Genomic DNA, 17,465 nt, shown 5'->3' with positions numbered 1-17,465 from the left:
CCGACGGCCGGCTCGCGACGGCATACGCCGCGCATCCCCGAAGACGTCCGTCGGCCCCGCATGCGGCGGGACGCACATGAACAGGCCCTAGCGTAGCAGCGAGCGCCGCCGCGTTCCAGCGGCGCGGCCTGCATCACCCTTGCGACGAAGGCAGGTACGGCATCGGATTGACAGGCTTGCCGTCGCGCCGCACTTCGAACAGCAGCGCGACACGCGAGTTGTCGAGGTCGCCCATCTCGGCGATCTCGTCGCCCCGGCGCACGATGTCGCCGGTCTTCACGAGCAGCTTGCGATTGTGCGCATAGGCCGTGAGGAAATCCGCGTTGTGCTGGACGATGATCAGGGTGCCGTAATCGTTCAGGCCGCTACCCGCGTACATCACGCGGCCGTCGGCCGCCGCGCGAACCGGGTCGCCCGGCCGGCCGGCGATCTGGATGCCCCGGTTCTGCCCCGGCCGGAACGCGTCGACGATCTTGCCGCGCGCGGGCCACGTGAGCGCCACCGCACCCGTGTGCCGCCTGGTTTCCTTCACGACCTGCCGGTCGCTCGCCGTCGACGCGCTCGCCTGCGCGGCGCCCGCCGCATTGCTCGCGGCGGCCGGCGCCGCGGCCGGCGCGCTGCCACTCGCGCCCGATGCCTGCAACGGCTGCTGGCGAACGATGCGGAGCACCTGCCCCATGCGCAGCCTGCCGCGCCCATCGAGCTTGTTCCAGGTGCGCAGGTCGGCGACGCTGCAGTCGTTCGCGGACGCGATGCCCGACAGCGTGTCGCCGCGTTTCACCACGTACTTCTGCGCGACGAGAATGGGTGCGGGCGGCAGCGTCGCGGGCGTGGCCGCCGGTGCGGCGGCGGGCTGCCCCGACGGCGATCCCGCCAGCGTGTCGCTCGGCGGGACGGACTGCGTGCTGGCACAACCGGCCATGACGAGCACCGCGGCGAGGCCGGACAGCCACGCCGACTTGCGGCAAATCTCGCGCTGTTTCATGGACGATCGACTCCGGTTTGACAATCTTTCAAGCATCTCAAAAACGGAACGGCCGACGTGTAACCGGATGCAAACAATCATGACAAACGATCACGAACCAGGCGCCGGCGGACACTCGTTACCGGTAATACGGTCAATTTCGGGAAAACTTGACGGTTTCTGGCGCGCGATGCGGAAGAAATTTCGCAATGGGCCGAAATTTCGAATGGCTTTCAATTTCGATATAGCCGCATCGAACAGCCGATGCGGCTGCGATGGGCGCCCGCTCAGCGCAGCCAGTCGACCAGCTCCGCGCAGGCCCACGCGAGCCCGATGCACAGGAACAGCAGGTGCAACGCGATCTTGAACGACACACCCCACGACGAATCGACCCGCATGACAGTCTCCCCCGGTTGATATGCGGCCATGATCCGGCATCGATCCCGCCCCGAAAATGCGGAACCGGCGAACGGGGTCTCAGGCCCAGCCTGAGACCGGTGCGGCGGTTCCTGCTAACTTATCGGCCATACCAATCCTTACGCGCCCCCACCCCGCCATGCGATTCGACCTGACCGACCTGCGGCTCTTCCTGAACATCTGCGAGGCCGGCACGATCACGGGCGGCGCCGAGCGCACGCACATCACGCTGCAGGCAGCAAGCGAGCGCATTCGCGGGATGGAGGACGAACTCGGCGTGCCGCTGCTGCACCGGAGCAAGTCCGGCGCGCAGGTGACCGACGCCGGCCGCGCGCTCGAGCATCACGCGCGCACGGTGCTGCAGCAGATCGACCACATGCGCGGCGAACTGCAGCAATACGGCCAGGGGCTGCGCGGGCATATCCGCCTGCTCTGCAACACGGCCTCGCTGAGCGAATACCTGCCCGACGCGCTCGCCGCGTACCTGCCGCATCATCCGAAACTGTCGATCAGCGTCGAGGAGCGCTCGAGCCAGGAAATCGTGCACGCGATCCGCAACAAGACGGCCGAGGTCGGCATCGTCGCCGATTCGGTCGGGCTCGGCGGGCTCGAGCAGAAGCCATTCCGCGAGGATTGGCTGATCGCGGTCGTGCCGGCCGGGCATCCGCTCGCCGCGCGCGACAAGGTCGCGTTCGACGAGATCGCCGACGCGGATTTCATCGGGCTGACCGACGGCAGCGCGCTGCAGGTCCATCTCGCGGAGCAGGCGCGTGCGCTCGGCAAGCGGATCCGCTACCGTGTGCAGCTGAAGAGTTTCGATGCGATCTGCCGCGTGATCGAAAGCGGCGTGGGGATCGGCATCGTGTCGCGCCACGCGGCCGAGCGCGCGATGCAGACGATGGACGTGCGGCTCGTCGAGCTGTCCGACGCGTGGAGCCACCGCAAGCTGACGCTCTGCGCACGATCGTTCGATGCGCTGCCCAAATATACGCAGGCGTTCGTGTCGTATCTGTCGGGCGAAACGTCATCGCGCTGAACGCCCGCGCCATCCGCAACAGCCGGACGATACACGAGGAGGCACCGCCGTCATGACGAAACCCGATCTCGCCACGCACTACCGCGCCTACATCGACTGCCTGAACCGCCAGGACTGGCCGGCGCTCGGCCAGTACGTCGCCGACAACGTGATCCACAACGACCGGCCGCTCGGCCTGGCCGGCTACCGCGCGATGCTCGAGCAGGATTTCCGCGACATTCCGGATCTCCATTTCGCGATCCGGCTGCTGGTGTGCGAACCGCCGCGCGTCGCGTGCCGGCTTCGCTTCGCGTGTGCGCCGAAAGGGACGTTCATGGGGCTCGCCGTCGACGGCACGCGCGTCACGTTCGCCGAGAACGTCATCTACGAATTTCACGACGGCAAGATCCGGCAGGTCTGGTCGGTGATCGACAAGGCGGCGATCGAAGCGCAGCTCTAGCATCGCCGCGGGGCCGCCGCCGGACAGAATCGACAGCCGAGATCCGGCTTGATTCGATTTTCAGGGGTAACGTTTTCTCTTGCATCTCGTTGGAAGCGCGCCGCCCGAGCACCTTTACAACGCTTCAGTCGCTGCCGATATGTCACGCTGCATTGCAGCGAAAATAATAATAAATCGCGGTAATTCCGGCATCAACACCCCATCTTCACGACAGCTGCCATTTCAGCCATCCGGGTTTTCACCGGCGTCTCCGGCGTGAAAGCGCATTGACATCGAAGCAATCGATGCCTAAATTTGGAAAACGTTTTCCTTCGCCTTCAGCGCGACGCCTTCGTGGCCCGCGCAGGGAGAACGCTTGCCTGCCCGAGTTGCGATTCAAGCCTTCATCACTATTCGAAAACCCGGAGACACAATGCATATGCGCAGCAGATTCGCGCTCGGCGCCGCGCTCAGCGCCCTTTCCGTCCTGTTCGTCAGCGCATGCGGCGGCAACGACGTGACCGCCCCGCCACCCTCGTCGCCCCCGCCGTCGACACCGGCGCTCGCGCCGAACTCGTTGCAGGCGCTCGTCTACGGCGCACCCGACACCAGCGTGCCGGCGGGCACGAGCATTCCGGTCACGATGATGGGCCAGATGCGCGCGCTGTTCGACCTGATCCGGAAGTCGCCCGACTTCACGCAGGTCGTGATGGATCTCGGCGACGGTTCGCCGGTTCACGTGCTCGACACGAACACCGGCGACAAATTCCTTCCCGGCAAGCTCGCGCTCGGCCTGTCGTACATCCTGATCGACATGAAGTCGAAGGGCGACCCGCAATACGCAAGCTATCTGGCGACGTACCAGACGATCACGACCGCGATGATGGCGCAGTCGGGCAGCGACTATGCGTATGCAAATACGTCATGGGGCGAGTACTACTACCTCGTCGCGCTGAACAACCTGAAGGCGCACGGCATGCTCAACGAGGTCTTCAGCGACGCGATGCTCGCGACGCTGCAGCAACGGCTCACCTTCTGCGACATGTTCGGCCCCGATGCAAGCGGCAAGACCAGCACCTGCCCGGCCGCCGGCACGCCGATCGACATTGCGTCGCTCAACACCGCGCAGAATTACTATGCGGTGTCCTACGGAATTGCCGGCCTGCGGCAAAAACTCGGCTGGAGCAATCCGTCGTTCTCGTCGGCGACCGATCCGGCCGTCGCGACGATGGGCGCGCGCGATGCGCTGCTCTACACGTTGACGAACCACATCCGCAAGGATTCGTCGGGCGGGTTCTCCGACGAAGCGTCGAACACGCACACGACCTATTACGACCAGGCACGCTACGACCGCTACAGCACGCTGCTGATCGGTGAAGTGACCGAGCGCACGTTCGAGATGGGCAACGAGGCGAACCTCACGCCGGAACTGAAGGGCTATCTGCGCAAGTCGGTCGACCTGATCCTGCCGCAGCTGAACGCCGACGGCCAGGGCTTCGACTACGGCCGTTCGATCGGCCCGTACGGCGATTCCGCGTTCATGGAGATCCTGACGGCAGCGGCCAATGCGGGCGTGCTGACCGATCAGGAAAAGCAGATTGCGTACGCGTTCATCTACCGGGCCGCGCGTCGCTTCGACACGTACTGGTACGACCCGTCGCTGCCGACGCCGTCGGTGAACATGTGGGTCAAGGGTCGCGGCACGGACGCCTATCGCGGCAAGCCGCGCGTGATGGGCGAGAATTTCAGCCTGCTGCACCAGTACCTTTACGTGAACGCGTGGTGGAACAAGCTCGGCTTCGGCGGCAAGGCACCGATGGACGATGCGGCCTACGATACGTGGCTCGACGCGCTGCCGCGCTACACGCTCACCTGGTACAACCAGCCCGGCGATACCGCGCATCCGTACGACGCGGCGCTGCTCACCGTGCGCGACGGCCGCCGCGTCGTCAACCTGAATCTCAGCCAGGCGCCCGACTACAACTCGTTCACGCCGTACTACCCGGTGCCGTTCTCCGACAAGCTGATCTACGGGACGACCGATCTGGCCTATGCACTGCTGGTGCCGCAGGTGTCGTACAACGGGAAGACCTACGTGCCCGTCACGTACTACAAGAACCTCAACGTGCAGCAGGCCAACGGCCAGGTGGTCGTGTCGTTCGACACGGCGAAGTTTCGTCTCGCATCGAAGAACGCGGCGTACACGACGGACCTCGACCTCCAGGTGCATACCGTGCTGACGTTCGCGCACGGCACGATCTCGCGCAGCGACACGCTTGCTTCGGGCACGCTCGCCGGTAACCTGTCGGTCGAGACGGACTTCGCGTCGTTCGCGGACTTCGCGTCCACGCAAGCAAACGGCGACGGCACATCGGTGACGTACGCGAACAGCGCCGCGACCGGCTATGCGGCGTCCGGGTTCGACACCTGCGCGCTGTCCGCCTTCGACACGGTCAACGGCGCGACGAACCCGCTGTCGACGACGCCGATCGGCCAGCTGCATTCGAACTTCGCGTGCAAGACCGCGCCGTTCGCGCTCGGTGCGGGCGTCACCCGCACGTTCGGGTGGACGCTGAAGTACGCCGACCCGGCCTGAGCGGCCTGGCCGCCGCTCCGTGAGCGTCCTCGAAGCCGGCGCTCGAAACCGGCTTCGGGGCATTCACGCGCGGCGCGCATTACGCGTGTCGGCGATGCCCGCTCACTGCCACGCCGAGGCGGCCATGCAGGCGCCGAGCGCGGTCATCCCGACGAAGAAGCAGCGCTTGAAAGTCTTCTCGCTCATCACGCGCCGCGCATATTGCCCGCCGATCATCCCCGCGAGTGCCGGCACGAGCGCCAGCGCCGATACGCCGAGATCGACCGTCTGCAGCGCGCCCGTTACGCGCAACTGCAGCCCGAGCGCGATCGTCGACGCGGTGAACGAGAGCCCGAGCGCCTGGATCAGGTCATCCTTCGACAGCCGCAGCGCCTGCAGGTACGGCACGGCAGGCACGACGAACACGCCGGTGGCGGCCGTCACGACGCCCGTCAGATAGCCGATCGCGGCCGACAGCCACTTTTCGTGTCGGCCCGGCGCGGGCAATCGCGCGGCGGCGAGCCCCCAGCCGCCGTACGCGACCAGCACGACGCCGAGCGCCGCGTGGGTCCACGCACTGCCGCCCGCGAGCGCGGGCAGCCCGCCCGTCAGCGTGCCGATCGTCAGCCCGGCGAGCAGCGGCCACAGACGCCGCAGCAACGGCCCGAACGACGGGCCGAGCCACAGCTGCCACACATTGGTGATGAACGACGGCACGAGCAGCAGGCTCGCGGCGGCCGACGGCGGCATCGCGAGCGTCAGCAGGCCCATCGCGATCGTCGGCAGCCCGAGGCCGATCATGCCCTTGACCGCGCCGGCCAGCAGAAAGACCAGCACGATGATCGTCAGCGTATGGGTTTGCATGGAGGGCGTTCCGTCCGGTTGAAGACGGCGCCGATGATGAACCACCGTCACGCCGCCGGCCATCTGGCTTTGCCTGAGGCTGGCTCGGGCCCACCCGGCGGGCCTCGTCGCCTCATCATCCCGCCATGCCCGCCGTTCAGGCTGCGTGCGTCGGCCCCCGGCCATGCTCGCTGTCGAGGTGCGCCATCTGGGGGGCCGGATAACGCTCGCCGGCAGCCGCCCCGGCGGGAACCGCCGTTTCGATGCGAGCCAGATCATCGACCGTTAGTTGCAACTTGGACGCCTGCAACGCGTCCTGGAGTTGCGTGCGCTTGCGCGCGCCGACCAGCGGCACGATGTCGTCGCCGCGCGACAGCGCCCACGCGATCGCGATCTGCGCCGGGTTGCTGCCCTTTTCGTCGGCAATCGCGCGCAGTGCGTCGACCAGCGCGAGATTGTGCGCGAGATTCTCGCCCTGAAAGCGCGGGCTGGCCGCGCGGAAGTCGCGCTCACCCTGCCGCGCCGCGCTCCAGCCGCCGCCGAGCAGCCCGCGCGACAGCACACCGTAGGCCGTCACGCCGATCCCGAGTTCGCGACACACGGGCAGGATGTCCGCCTCGATCCCGCGCGACAGCAGCGAGTACTCGATCTGCAGGTCGGCGATCGGCGCGACGGCTGCCGCACGGCGGATCGTGTCGGCACCCACCTCCGACAGGCCGATATGGCGCACATGACCGGCCTTCACGAGATCGGCGATCGCGCCGACCGTCTCCTCGATCGGCACCGCCGGATCGACGCGCGCCGGCCGGTAGATGTCGATGTGGTCGGTGCCGAGCCGCTTCAGCGAATACGCGACGAAATTGCGGATCGCCTGCGGCCGCGCGTCGTAGCCGACGAACGCGCCGGCCGGATCGCGCAACGCGCCGAATTTCACGCTGATCAGCACCTGGTCGCGCGTGCGGCCGCGCAGCGCGTCGCGGATCAGCATCTCGTTGTCGCCCATCCCGTAGAAGTCGCCCGTATCGAGCAGCGTGATCCCGCTGTCGAGCGCCGCGTGCAGCGTCGCGATGCTTTCGTCGCGATCCGCCGGCCCGTAGAGATCCGACATCCCCATGCAGCCGAGCCCGATCGCCGACACCTGCGGGCCCGTGCGGCCCAGTTGACGCTTGTCCATGTCCGTTTCCTTGCGGTGGTGAGTGAATGAACCGGATTCTGGACGCATCGCGGCGCGCGATAAACGCGAAACGCCCAACCAAATCATTCGACGCTGATTAACAATGGAGCCTGTCCCAATTCGCCCAGGCTTTCGCTCCGCATGGACCATCTGCATGCAATGCGCATCTTTGCGCGCGTCGCCCACCTCGGCAGCTTCACGAAAGCGGCCGAGCAGTTGCAATTGCCGCGCCCGACGGTCAGCAATGCCGTCCAGTATCTGGAAAAACACCTGCGGGTGCGCCTGCTGCAGCGAACCACCCGGCGCGTCGCGCTGACCGCCGAGGGCGCCACTTATTACGAGCGCTGCACGCGGCTGCTGGCCGATCTGGACGATGCCGAGACGCTGTTCGACGACGCCGGCGCCGCGCCGCGCGGCGTGATCCGCGTCGACCTGCCCGAACGCTTCGCCCTGAACAAGGTGATTCCGGCGCTGCCGGATTTCCACGCGCGCTATCCCGACCTGCGCGTCGTGCTGAGCACGACCGACCGCTTCGTCGATCTCATCTCAGACGGCATCGACTGCGCGGTGCGGGTCGGCGTGCTGTCCGACACGTCGCTGGTCGCGCGCCGCGTCGGCGAGATGGCGCAGATCAACTGCGCGTCGCCCGCGTATCTCGCGCGATACGGCACGCCGCGCTCGCCGGACGATTTGCCCGACCATGTCGCGGTCGGCTATTTCTCGAGCCGCACGGGCCGTGAGCTGGACTGGGAATATGCGGACATGGATTCGGGCGCGCTGCAGACGGTGAAGATGCGCAGCGTGGTCGCGGTAAACAGCTCGCAGGCGTATCTCGCGTGCTGCATCGCAGGCCTGGGTCTGATCCAGGTGCCGCGCGACGGGCTCGCGCCGCTGCTCGAGGACGGCTCGCTGGTCGAGGTGCTGCCGGAATGGCATGCCGCGCCGCTGCCGGTGTCGGTCATGTTTCCGAACGGCCGGCATCTGGCGCCGCGCGTGCGGATCTTCGTCGACTGGCTCGCGCAAACGCTCGACGACGCCCACCGGCCAGCATGACGAAAGCCGGCACCGGGGCAATCCGCCCCCGGGCGCCGGCAGGTCAGCGTCAGAACTTGTGGCGGATCGCGGCGCGCACCGCGAACTGGTTCGCCGACGACGACGGGCCGTCCGTCCCGACCACGTAGCCGCCATCGGCGGCGGTGCCGGTCTTGTCGCCGGCGACCTTCTGCCATGCGCCCTGCAGGTAGACGTCGGTGCGCTTGGACAGGCTGTAGTCGGCCATCAGCCCAACGGTGTGGTACTTCGGCTTGAACGAACCGGCCGCGGCGTCGAACTTGCCGTCCGTGTACACGTACTGCGCGCCGAGATAGAAATCGGACGTGAGCTGGTACTTGCCGTTGATCTCGAAGTTCTGGAACTTGGTCGCGGTCAGCCCGAGGCCCGAGAACGTCGACGCCGGCAGGTAGACGGTCGACACCGGGTTCTTCACGTCGGTCTTCGTATAGACGAAGCCGACCGTCGCCGGGCCGAACGTGTAGTTGATGCCGCCGCCGAAGATGCGCAGGCGGTCGGCGACGAAGTTCGCATCGTCGGCCGCGATCGCGCCCGCGTTGCCGACGCCCGGGCTGTTCGCCTGCAGGTAGGCAGCCGCGACCTGCAGCCCGGCCAGCGAATACTGCGCGCCGATGCTGTACTGGCGGTTGGTCGAGAAGCCCGTGCTGTTGCTGAAGCTGTAGGTGCCGCCGAACGACAGCCCGTTCCAGTCGGGGCTGGCGTACTTGACCGTGTTGTTGACGCGGAACGAGTTGTCCGTGTTGTCGTTGTCGAACGGGTGCGAGAACAGCGTGCCGCCCCAGTTGCCGTTCGCGGTCAGCGGCGCGAGATAGTCGACGACTGAATCGTACTGGCGGCCGAAGGTCAGCGTGCCGAAGCGCGACGCGCTCAGCCCGACGAACGCCTGGCGGCCGAACATCCGGCCGCCCTGATTGAACCGGCCGTTGTTCACGTCGAAGCCGTTTTCCAGCGTGAAGATCGCCTTCAGCCCGCCGCCCAGGTCCTCGCTGCCCTTCAGGCCCCAGCGGCTGCCCTGCGCGTAGCCGCTCGCGAGCTGGTAATTCGTTTTTCCGACCCCGCCTACGTTCACGTTGTTCGTGTAGTTGAAGCCCTCGTCGATCAGGCCGTACAGCGTCACGCTGTCCTGCGCGAAGGCCGGCGCGGCAAAAGCGGCCAGCGCGGCGGCAAAAATGACGTGCTTCTTCATGACGAATCTCCGGAGCCGGGTGCCGGGCAGGCCGTGCGCCCGGCGATTGTTTGGTCTGTTTTATAGAGGTGGCCCGCAGGGCGGACTGCGCGGTGTGCGGCCGCGAGGACAAAATGGTGTCACGTCGCAAACCGCCCGTCCATATGGGCGTGGGGCCGGCACGCAAAGCGTTGCGCTCGTCCAACTGCCCTGTCCTCGTCATGGCCTGACCAGGCTTGTCGGTAGCGGCTGGCCGGCCCACCATCCGCGTAAACCCGGACGGCGTCACATCGGTGGCACAATGCGCATCCGTTCGTCATTTCTTCACGAAGTCATGCTTCACCCCGATTCATGCGCGGCGGGTGCCGGCCGCGCACGCGGCGCGCGCCGGGAGGCGGCCCGATGACCGCCGCCGCCCGGGCCGGCCGCTACGCCGAGCTCGACTTCTTCCGCGGCCTCGTGCTGCTGGTGATCGTCGTCGACCACATCGGCGGCAGCATCCTGTCGCGCGTGACGCTGCATGCGTACGCGCTGTGCGATGCGGCCGAGGTGTTCGTGTTCCTCGGCGGTTTCGCGACCGCCATCGCGTACAACTCGCTCGCCGAGCGCCACGACGAGGCTGCCGCGCGCCAGCGTTTCATCCGCCGTGCCTTCGAGATCTACCGTGCTTTCCTCGTGACGGCCGGCCTGATGCTGCTCATCACCGCCGTGCTGAACGCATTCTCGATCGACGGCCCGAACATGCCGACCAACGATCTCGACGGCCTGCTGCACAAGCCGCTCGCCGCGCTGCGCGACATCCTGCTGTTCCGCCGCCAGCCGTACCTCGCGTCGGTGCTGCCGATGTATGCGTTCTTCGCGCTGCTCGTCCCGCTCGCGCTGCCGCTCGCGCGCACGCAGCCGTGGTTGATGCTCGCGTTCAGCGGCTCGCTCTGGTACGCGGCGCCGCACATTGCGCGCTTCTTGCCGACCGTCGAAGGCGCGCCGTGGGACTTCAATCCGTTCGCGTGGCAGTTCCTGTTCGTGCTGGGCGTGATCGCACGCTGCCAGCCCGTCTACCAGACGCTCGCACCGAAACCGCAGGGCTGGCTGCTGACGGCCGTGTCGCTCGCGATCGTCGCGGCCGGCGCGTACTACCGGCTGCGCATCGAGCCGTTCCCGACCGACCCGTCGATCAAGCAGAATCTCGGCGCGCTGCGGCTCGCGAACTTCCTCGCGATCGCGTGGCTCGCAGCCAAGCTCGTGCACCTCGGGTGGATGAAGAAGGTCGCGCATGCAATGCCGTGGATCGGCACGATCGGCCGCCAGGGGCTGCTGTGCTTCGTCGCCGGCACCGGCATCTCGCTCGCGGTCGACTCGCTGCTGTACCAGGCGACCGAAGGCTATCTGAACGTGCCGCTCGGCCTGACCGCCGACGTCGTCGCGATGGGCCTGCTGTATCTCGTCGCGAAGCTCTATGCGCCGCTCGTGTCGCGGCTGCCGTTCCCGTTCCGTCCGCGGTGATGATGCGCCGCGCCGTCACGCGCCGCTGCTACGATAGCGGGCGCCTCTCCTGAAACGGTTCACCATGCGCCGACTCGCCCTTCCGTTCGCCGCCGCCCTGATCGCCGGTGCCATCGCCACCGCCCACGCCACGCCGGGCGGGCCCGCGGTTTCGCCGGCGTCGTCCGCGCCCGCGACCGCGACCGTCCCGCCCGCAACGATCGCGCCGGCCGCCCAGGAACCCTCGGTCAATCCGGGCAGCAGCGTCGTGCTGCGCGCGTTCCGGTCGGCGTCGTTGAAGCGCGACTGGTCTTACACGGTCTACCTGCCGCCCGGCTACAACCCGGAAGGCGCGCGCTATCCGGTGCTGTACCTGCTGCACGGCAACGCCGGCAACGCAAACGACTGGATCACGCAGGGCCGGCTGCAGGCCACCGCCAACACGCTGATCGAGCGCCGCGAGATCCCGCCCGTCGTGATCGTGATGCCGCAAGGCGGCACCGACTGGTACGTCGACCGCAAGGAGAAGATGCAGAGCGCGTTCCTCAACGACCTGCTGCCGGAAGTCGAAGCGCACTTCGCGGTGTCGAACCAGCGCGCGGGCCGCGCGATCGGCGGCGTGTCGATGGGCGGCTTCGGCGCGCTGCGTTTCTCGCTGCTCGAGCCGGGCCTGTTCTGCGGCGCGATGCTGCTGAGCCCCGCGATCTACGCGAACGAGCCGCCGCTCAATTCCGCCGCACGTTATGTCGGCGTGTTCGGCGACCGGCAGTTCGACCCGCGCGTGTGGCACGAGCTGAACTACCCGGCGCTGATGCGCGGTTATTTCGCGCGCAACTGGCGCGTGCCGATGTTCATCGCGGCGGGCGACGACGACCTGACGATCCAGGCCGAATCGAGCGTGCTGTACACGCACCTGCGCCGCGCGCAGAACCCGGCGGAACTGCGCATCGTCGACGGCGGGCACACGTGGGAAGTGTGGCGGGGGCTGCTCGGACAGGGGTTGAAGTACGCACTGGAATGCGTGAAATGATGCGGGCCCGAGCGCGGCCCCGCCGTGGCGGGCGGTATGCGCGCGCCGCCGGCCGCCTTGCTTGCGTCAGACTTCCGCAGCGATCGTCCTTGCCATCCGCAGCGCCAGCGCATACCCAGTCAGCGTCGGATTGACCACCGACGAACTCGGATGCACGGCCGTGCTCGCGATGAACAGGTTCGGGTGATCGTGCGTACGGCAATCTCGGTCGACGACCGAATCGGCCGGATCGCTGCCCATGATCGTCGTGCCCATGATGTGCGAGCTCGGCACCCACGCATGGATGTCGTTCACGATCTCGGTCGCACCGAACACCCGCTGGAAATCGCGGTAGTCGTCGAGCACTTGCGATGCCGCGCGCAACGCGTAGTCGTACACGTCGTAGTCGGTGCGCGGCGTCGGCAGCCCGAGCGCATCCTTGCGATCGCTCAGCGTCACGCGGTTGCGCGGGTCGGGCAGGATCTCGACGTAGCTGGCGATCTTCAGATAGCGCGCCGCGTCGTGACGGATCCGCGTATCGAGCGCGTCGCCGACGACACCTTGCGCGATCAGCCGCCGCGTGACGACCTCGTTGGGCACCGTGTTGTCGAGGAAATGCCGGATCGCGCCGTGTTCGCGGCGAAACGCGCCGTCGCGCCGCGTGTTGATGCTGCCCTGCTGCGTCGGGCCGCGCCCGGCCCACACCGGCTCGCGCGCGAGCATCGCGATCGCGCGGCCGGTGTGTCCCATCATGTTGCGGCCGACCTGGTCCGACGAATTCGCGACACCCGACATCAGCAGCAGCTTCGGAATCTCGACGCCATGCGCCGCGAGCACGAAGGTCCGCGCGGTCAGGCGCGTGCTCTTGCCGTCCGGCGTCATGTAATGGATCGCGGCGATCTTGCGATTCTCGCCGCGCTCGATCTTGTAGACGACCGCGTTCGTCAGCAGCCGCGCGCCCTGCGCGACGGCGCGCAGCACCGGGCGATCGCCTGAAAATTGCGCACCGATCGGGCAGATCGGCGCGCAGTTGTTGTTGCCGGCGCAGGTCGGTCGGCCCTCGTAGGGCCGCGTCGCGCGCGCGTTGGGTTCGTCGACGAAACGATGACCGATCGTCGCGACCTTGTCCGCGACCTGCTGCGTCAGGTACGACCACGGTTGCTGCCGCATCGGATACGGCTTCGAGCGCGGCGGGAACGGCCCGCCGCCCTGGCCGCTCTGGTCGTCGGTATCCGAGCCCGATACGCCGATCTGCTCTTCGGCGAGCTGGTACCACGGCTCGAGTTCGTCATAACCGATCGGCCAGTCGCGCCCCTGGCCGTAGAGGCTGCGCAGCCGGAAATCGTTCGGCAGCATGCGCCACGTCGCCCCTCCCCAGTGCCACGTGGTGCCGCCGACGAGGCGCAGAAACGACGGCTTCTGCAGCACCGGGCCGACGCTGTCGATGTAGCGATCGGAATAGCGCCCCGTGGACGATTTCGGCGCCCACGGCAGGTCCGGATACGGGCCGTTGTAGTCCGACTTGTTGCCGTAGTCGCGGAACGCGCGCACGAGCTCGGCCCGCTTCACCTCCGGCCCCGCCTCGAGCACGATGACGGACTTGCGTTCCTGCGTCAGCGACTGCGCAACGGCGCCGCCCAGGATGCCCGCGCCGATTACGATGACGTCCGCGTCATAAGTACTGCTCATGATTTCGATCCTCGTTCGATAGGCCGGTCAGCCGGCGTCGGCGGTCGGGCGCGCCGTCCAGTACTCGGGGCGCGCGCGGATGTAGGTCGGAATGACCGTGACGTCGGCGGTCGGCTCGAACATCAGCGCGGTTTCGTAGCCGACCATGCGCGCCTGCCCGCCATGGCCGACGCTGCCCGTGTAGAAGGCCTCGATGATGGCCAGCGCGGCGGTGCGCAACTCGGGGGCCGCGACGCCGAGCGTGCGCACGAGCGCGTCGAGCGGCTGCGTGCCCATGTCGATCGCGACGGCGAGCGCGCGCAGCCGCGCGGGAAATTCGCGGTCCTGCGCGACGAGACCGTCGTAGACGGATTGCACATAGCGAGACGGAAGCGTCGAGCGGCGCGTCAGGTAGGCGGCCACGCCGGCAAAATCCCGCAGCGGCACGGCCTCTGGCGCAGCCGCTGCACGTGCGATCAGCATGCCGGCAGGCAGTGCGGCGGCAAGCGCCGCGCCGGCCGACAGCTTCACGAAGCGGCGACGCTGCGCGTTCGCGTCGTCGGTCACGTCGAAATCCTTCATCGCGTGTATCTCCTGTCAGTGGGCGGGGGCCGTGCGGATCTTCGCGACATCCGCCGCGCTCACGCGAGTCTTGCCATTGCCGAACCGGTCGCTCAAGTAGTTCACCAAGGTCGCCACTTCGTCATCCTTGAGTTCGGTCTGGAACGCCGGCATGAAATAGTGCGCGGCGCCGTTGTTCACGCTCGCGCCATGCATGACCACCTGCAGCAGGTTCGACGCGGTGGCGGTGCCGACCGCGCTGTTGGCGAACAGCGACGGGAAGAATCCGTCCGCCGTGCCGGCGCCCGTCATCCCGTGACAGCTCGCGCAATGATCGAGGTAGAGCGACGCGCCGGCTGGCGCCGGGCTGCCCATCGCGGCCGCGGCGCGTACCGCGACGTAGTCGTCGGTCTTGCGCCCCTGCGCGGAACGCGGTGCGATATCGGCGCCCTTCGCCGCCGGCACGGTCGACAAATAGGCGGCGATCGCATTCAGATCGCGGTCGCTCATGCGGCTGAAGCTGTGTTCGACCGCTTCCGCCATCGGGCCGGCCGCCTGTGCCTTGCCCGGCACGTTGCCGGTGCGCAGGTACTGGACGATCTGCGCGGTCGTCCACGTGCCGATGCCCGCGTCGCGGTCGCGCGTGATGTTGAACGCCTGCCAGCCCGCGAGCGGCGCGCCGCCGAGATAGCCGGCGCCGGTTTCGTCGTAGGCCAGCTCCTGCATCCCGATGCCGCGCGGCGTATGACAGGTGCCGCAGTGCGCGGCGCCCTGCACCAGGTAGGCGCCGCGATTCCACTCGGCGTCCCGCCCGCGCTTCGACACATACGCGCCTTCGCGCAGATACAGCGCGTTCCAGATCTTCAGCGGCCAGCGCATGGTCAGCGGCCACGGGAAATCCGGCCGGCGGTTCGGCTGGTGCACCGGCGCGACGCCGTGCATGAAATACGCGTACAGGTTCGCGATGTCGTCGTCGCTGAACTTCGTGTACGACGGATACGGCATCGCCGGATACAGGTTGCCGCCGTCGCGCCGAAGCCCCTTGCGCAGCACGTTCGCGAATTCCTGCTCCGAGTAGTTGCCGATCCCCGTTTGCTTGTCCGGCGTGATGTTGGTCGAGTAGATGTCGCCCATCGGCAACGGCATCGCGAGGCCGCCCGCGAACGGCTGCCCTCCCTGCACCGTATGGCACGCGACGCAGTCGGCCGCGACGGCCAGCGCCTTGCCCGCGGCGACGCGATCCGCGGCCTGCACGGCCGCCGATGCGGGGTCCGTCGCAATGAGGAAAAGCGCGACAAGCGCGGAAAAGCCGGGTAAACGCATGGAAATCGTCCGTGAGAAATCCGGTGAGCAAAGCGGTTTCGGGGAGCCTCGCGATACGGCCCTCTATCTTCCGGAGAAATCGCTCGCGTGGTTTGGCCGCACTATATCATCTTCTGTATCGATACACTAAATCGATACAGAATCAACATTCGCATAATAATCGGCGGATGCCGGATCAGCGTCGGGGGATTCCAGAAGACGGTCGAATGCCGCGTGGGCGCGGCCGCGCCGATCGACGTGCCGGGTGGGCCGGCACCGATTTCAGCGCAGCGGGACGAAAGAACGGCTCGCATGCCGCGCAGGACAAAGTCCGGGCGGCATGCGGCTCAGCGATGCGACGGAACGTTCGCCCGGGAGACGGCACATGCTGCGCAGCATGGCTGGCGCGCGCGACATTTCGGCTCGCGAAAGCGTCGGATCAATTCCACGCGTGACGCGCCGGCCGCACCCCGTTCAGGTAGTAGTTGCCGACGAGGTGATATTTCCACCGCACCGGATCGTGCAGCGTGTGCGTGCGCGCATTGCGCCAGTGCCGGTCGAGATTGTGCTCGGCGAGCGTCGACTGCGTGCCGGCCAGCTCGAACAGCTTCTCGCCCGCGAGCAGCGCGATCTCGGTCGTGAGCACCTTCGCCTCGCCGACCGCGACCGACGCACGCGCGACATCGTCGTCGGTCACCGTGCCGCGCGCGCCGATCTCGTCGAGCGTGCGCGCCGCGCGTTCGAGCAGCGCTTCCGCAGCATGCAGCTGGATATGCAGACGGCCGATCTCGCGGACGATCAACGGATCGTCGACCGCGCGCTCGACGCCGCTGTCGACCCAGGGCCGCGTGCGTGTGCGCACGAACGTCTCGGTATCGGCGATCGCGGCCCTCGCGATGCCGGCATCGATCGCCGCCTGGATGATCTGCGACAGCGGGCCGTTGAGCGTCGGTTCGTCCGATACGCGCTGCGCGTTCAGCACATGCGAAGCCGGCACGCGCACGCCGTCGAGCACCACCGTGCCGCTTGCGGTCGTGCGCTGCCCGAAGCCTGACCAGTCGTCGATCACGGTCAGCCCGGGCGTCGGCTGCGGGACGTACGCGAGCCACGCCTGCCGCGCATCGTCGAGGCCGAGCACCGGCACGTAGTGCGCGAACAGTGCGCCGGTCGAGTAGAACTTCGTGCCGTCGACGAGATAGTCGTCGCCGTCGCGCCGCACGCGCGTCTTCAGGTCGAGCACGTGCTTCGTGCCCTTCTCCGAGAAACCGTTGCCGAAACGCTTGCCGCTGAGGATTTCGGCGAAGAAATGGCGCTTCTGCGCGTCGGTGCCGGTCAGCGCGATCACGTCGACCAGCCCGAAGTGATTCTGCGGCAACTGCCCGAGCGACGCATCGGCCGCAGAAACGATCTTGATCACCTCGGTGAGCGTCACGTGCGATACACCCGCGCCGCCGTACGCCTTCGGCACCGTGATCGCCCACAGCCCCGACTGCGAGAACCATTCGATCTCGTCGCGCGGCAGCCGGCGCTCGCGATCACGTTCGGCCGCCCCTTCGGCCAGCCGCTGCGCAAGTGCATGCGCGACCGCGATCGCCTGCGCGTCGTCGGCGATTACACGGGCAACCTGCGGTCCTGCGTCGGCCGGGCGCGCCTGAATCGTCGCACTCGTATCTGACATCGAGCTCTCCTGTCGAATGACGAAAGCATTCAATCTAGCAGCGTCCCGCAAGCCGACAAACCGAGCGATTCTCGTAACGATATTCCTTCGGATAACAAACTA

General features: G+C 67.3%; 14 protein-coding genes. 6 read left to right on the top strand and 8 right to left on the bottom strand.

Annotated elements, in window-relative coordinates; all coding sequences use genetic code 11:
* Window positions 1-133: 133 nt before the first annotated feature.
* The gene (locus DIE08_RS25110; RefSeq protein WP_124904115.1) at window positions 134-985 is read right to left on the bottom strand and encodes a peptidoglycan DD-metalloendopeptidase family protein; all 852 of its coding nucleotides are present in this window, start codon (window positions 983-985) and stop codon (window positions 134-136) included.
* 535 nt (window positions 986-1,520) lie between these two features.
* Between DIE08_RS25110 and DIE08_RS25105 the strand changes: the two genes are divergently transcribed.
* From DIE08_RS25105 to DIE08_RS25095, 3 genes are all read left to right on the top strand, one after another.
* On the top strand, window positions 1,521-2,417 hold the full coding sequence (locus DIE08_RS25105) for a LysR substrate-binding domain-containing protein (protein ID WP_124904113.1): 897 nt from the start codon (window positions 1,521-1,523) through the stop codon (window positions 2,415-2,417).
* 52 nt (window positions 2,418-2,469) lie between these two features.
* Window positions 2,470-2,856, top strand: coding sequence for an ester cyclase (locus DIE08_RS25100; protein WP_124904111.1), 387 nt, complete (start codon window positions 2,470-2,472; stop codon window positions 2,854-2,856).
* 412 nt (window positions 2,857-3,268) lie between these two features.
* The gene (locus DIE08_RS25095; RefSeq protein WP_124904109.1) at window positions 3,269-5,431 is read left to right on the top strand and encodes a hypothetical protein; all 2,163 of its coding nucleotides are present in this window, start codon (window positions 3,269-3,271) and stop codon (window positions 5,429-5,431) included.
* 102 nt (window positions 5,432-5,533) lie between these two features.
* On the opposite strand, the gene DIE08_RS25090 is transcribed toward DIE08_RS25095, so the two are convergent.
* Both DIE08_RS25090 and DIE08_RS25085 read right to left on the bottom strand, forming a co-directional pair.
* Window positions 5,534-6,274 (bottom strand): sulfite exporter TauE/SafE family protein, encoded by a 741-nt coding sequence (locus tag DIE08_RS25090; RefSeq protein ID WP_124623097.1) that lies wholly within the window; start codon window positions 6,272-6,274, stop codon window positions 5,534-5,536.
* 136 nt (window positions 6,275-6,410) lie between these two features.
* Window positions 6,411-7,427 carry an aldo/keto reductase gene (locus DIE08_RS25085; RefSeq protein WP_124904107.1) on the bottom strand — a complete coding sequence of 339 codons (1,017 nt, stop codon included), beginning with the start codon at window positions 7,425-7,427 and terminating at the stop codon, window positions 6,411-6,413.
* 141 nt (window positions 7,428-7,568) lie between these two features.
* Between DIE08_RS25085 and DIE08_RS25080 the strand changes: the two genes are divergently transcribed.
* Window positions 7,569-8,480 carry a LysR family transcriptional regulator gene (locus DIE08_RS25080; protein ID WP_059607152.1) on the top strand — a complete coding sequence of 304 codons (912 nt, stop codon included), beginning with the start codon at window positions 7,569-7,571 and terminating at the stop codon, window positions 8,478-8,480.
* A 49-nt stretch (window positions 8,481-8,529) separates the two neighbouring features.
* Here DIE08_RS25080 and DIE08_RS25075 read toward each other — a convergent pair whose 3' ends face one another.
* Window positions 8,530-9,684: a porin gene (locus tag DIE08_RS25075; RefSeq protein ID WP_124904105.1), complete on the bottom strand. Its 1,155-nt coding sequence runs from the start codon at window positions 9,682-9,684 to the stop codon at window positions 8,530-8,532.
* A gap of 381 nt (window positions 9,685-10,065) precedes the next feature.
* Here DIE08_RS25075 and DIE08_RS25065 point away from each other — a divergent pair, with 381 nt between their 5' ends.
* Window positions 10,066-11,166 (top strand): OpgC domain-containing protein, encoded by a 1,101-nt coding sequence (locus tag DIE08_RS25065; protein ID WP_124623103.1) that lies wholly within the window; start codon window positions 10,066-10,068, stop codon window positions 11,164-11,166.
* 64 nt (window positions 11,167-11,230) lie between these two features.
* Complete coding sequence (locus DIE08_RS25060; protein WP_124904103.1) at window positions 11,231-12,175, top strand: esterase family protein; 945 nt, start codon at window positions 11,231-11,233, stop codon at window positions 12,173-12,175.
* Window positions 12,176-12,241: 66 nt separating this feature from the next.
* Here DIE08_RS25060 and DIE08_RS25055 read toward each other — a convergent pair whose 3' ends face one another.
* The 4 genes from DIE08_RS25055 to DIE08_RS25040 form a co-directional block, all read right to left on the bottom strand.
* On the bottom strand, window positions 12,242-13,843 hold the full coding sequence (locus tag DIE08_RS25055) for a GMC family oxidoreductase (protein ID WP_124623107.1): 1,602 nt from the start codon (window positions 13,841-13,843) through the stop codon (window positions 12,242-12,244).
* Window positions 13,844-13,870: 27 nt separating this feature from the next.
* On the bottom strand, window positions 13,871-14,404 hold the full coding sequence (locus DIE08_RS25050) for a sugar dehydrogenase complex small subunit (protein WP_124904101.1): 534 nt from the start codon (window positions 14,402-14,404) through the stop codon (window positions 13,871-13,873).
* 15 nt (window positions 14,405-14,419) lie between these two features.
* Window positions 14,420-15,706: a cytochrome c gene (locus tag DIE08_RS25045; protein WP_124904099.1), complete on the bottom strand. Its 1,287-nt coding sequence runs from the start codon at window positions 15,704-15,706 to the stop codon at window positions 14,420-14,422.
* Window positions 15,707-16,124: 418 nt separating this feature from the next.
* Complete coding sequence (locus DIE08_RS25040; RefSeq protein ID WP_124623113.1) at window positions 16,125-17,363, bottom strand: SfnB family sulfur acquisition oxidoreductase; 1,239 nt, start codon at window positions 17,361-17,363, stop codon at window positions 16,125-16,127.
* Window positions 17,364-17,465: the final 102 nt, after the last annotated feature.

This window comes from Burkholderia sp. Bp9004, from assembly GCF_003858025.1.
GTDB lineage: Bacteria > Pseudomonadota > Gammaproteobacteria > Burkholderiales > Burkholderiaceae > Burkholderia > Burkholderia diffusa.
The sequence above is the reverse complement of the archived record's forward strand: the minus strand, read 5'-3'. Positions and strand labels throughout refer to the sequence as shown.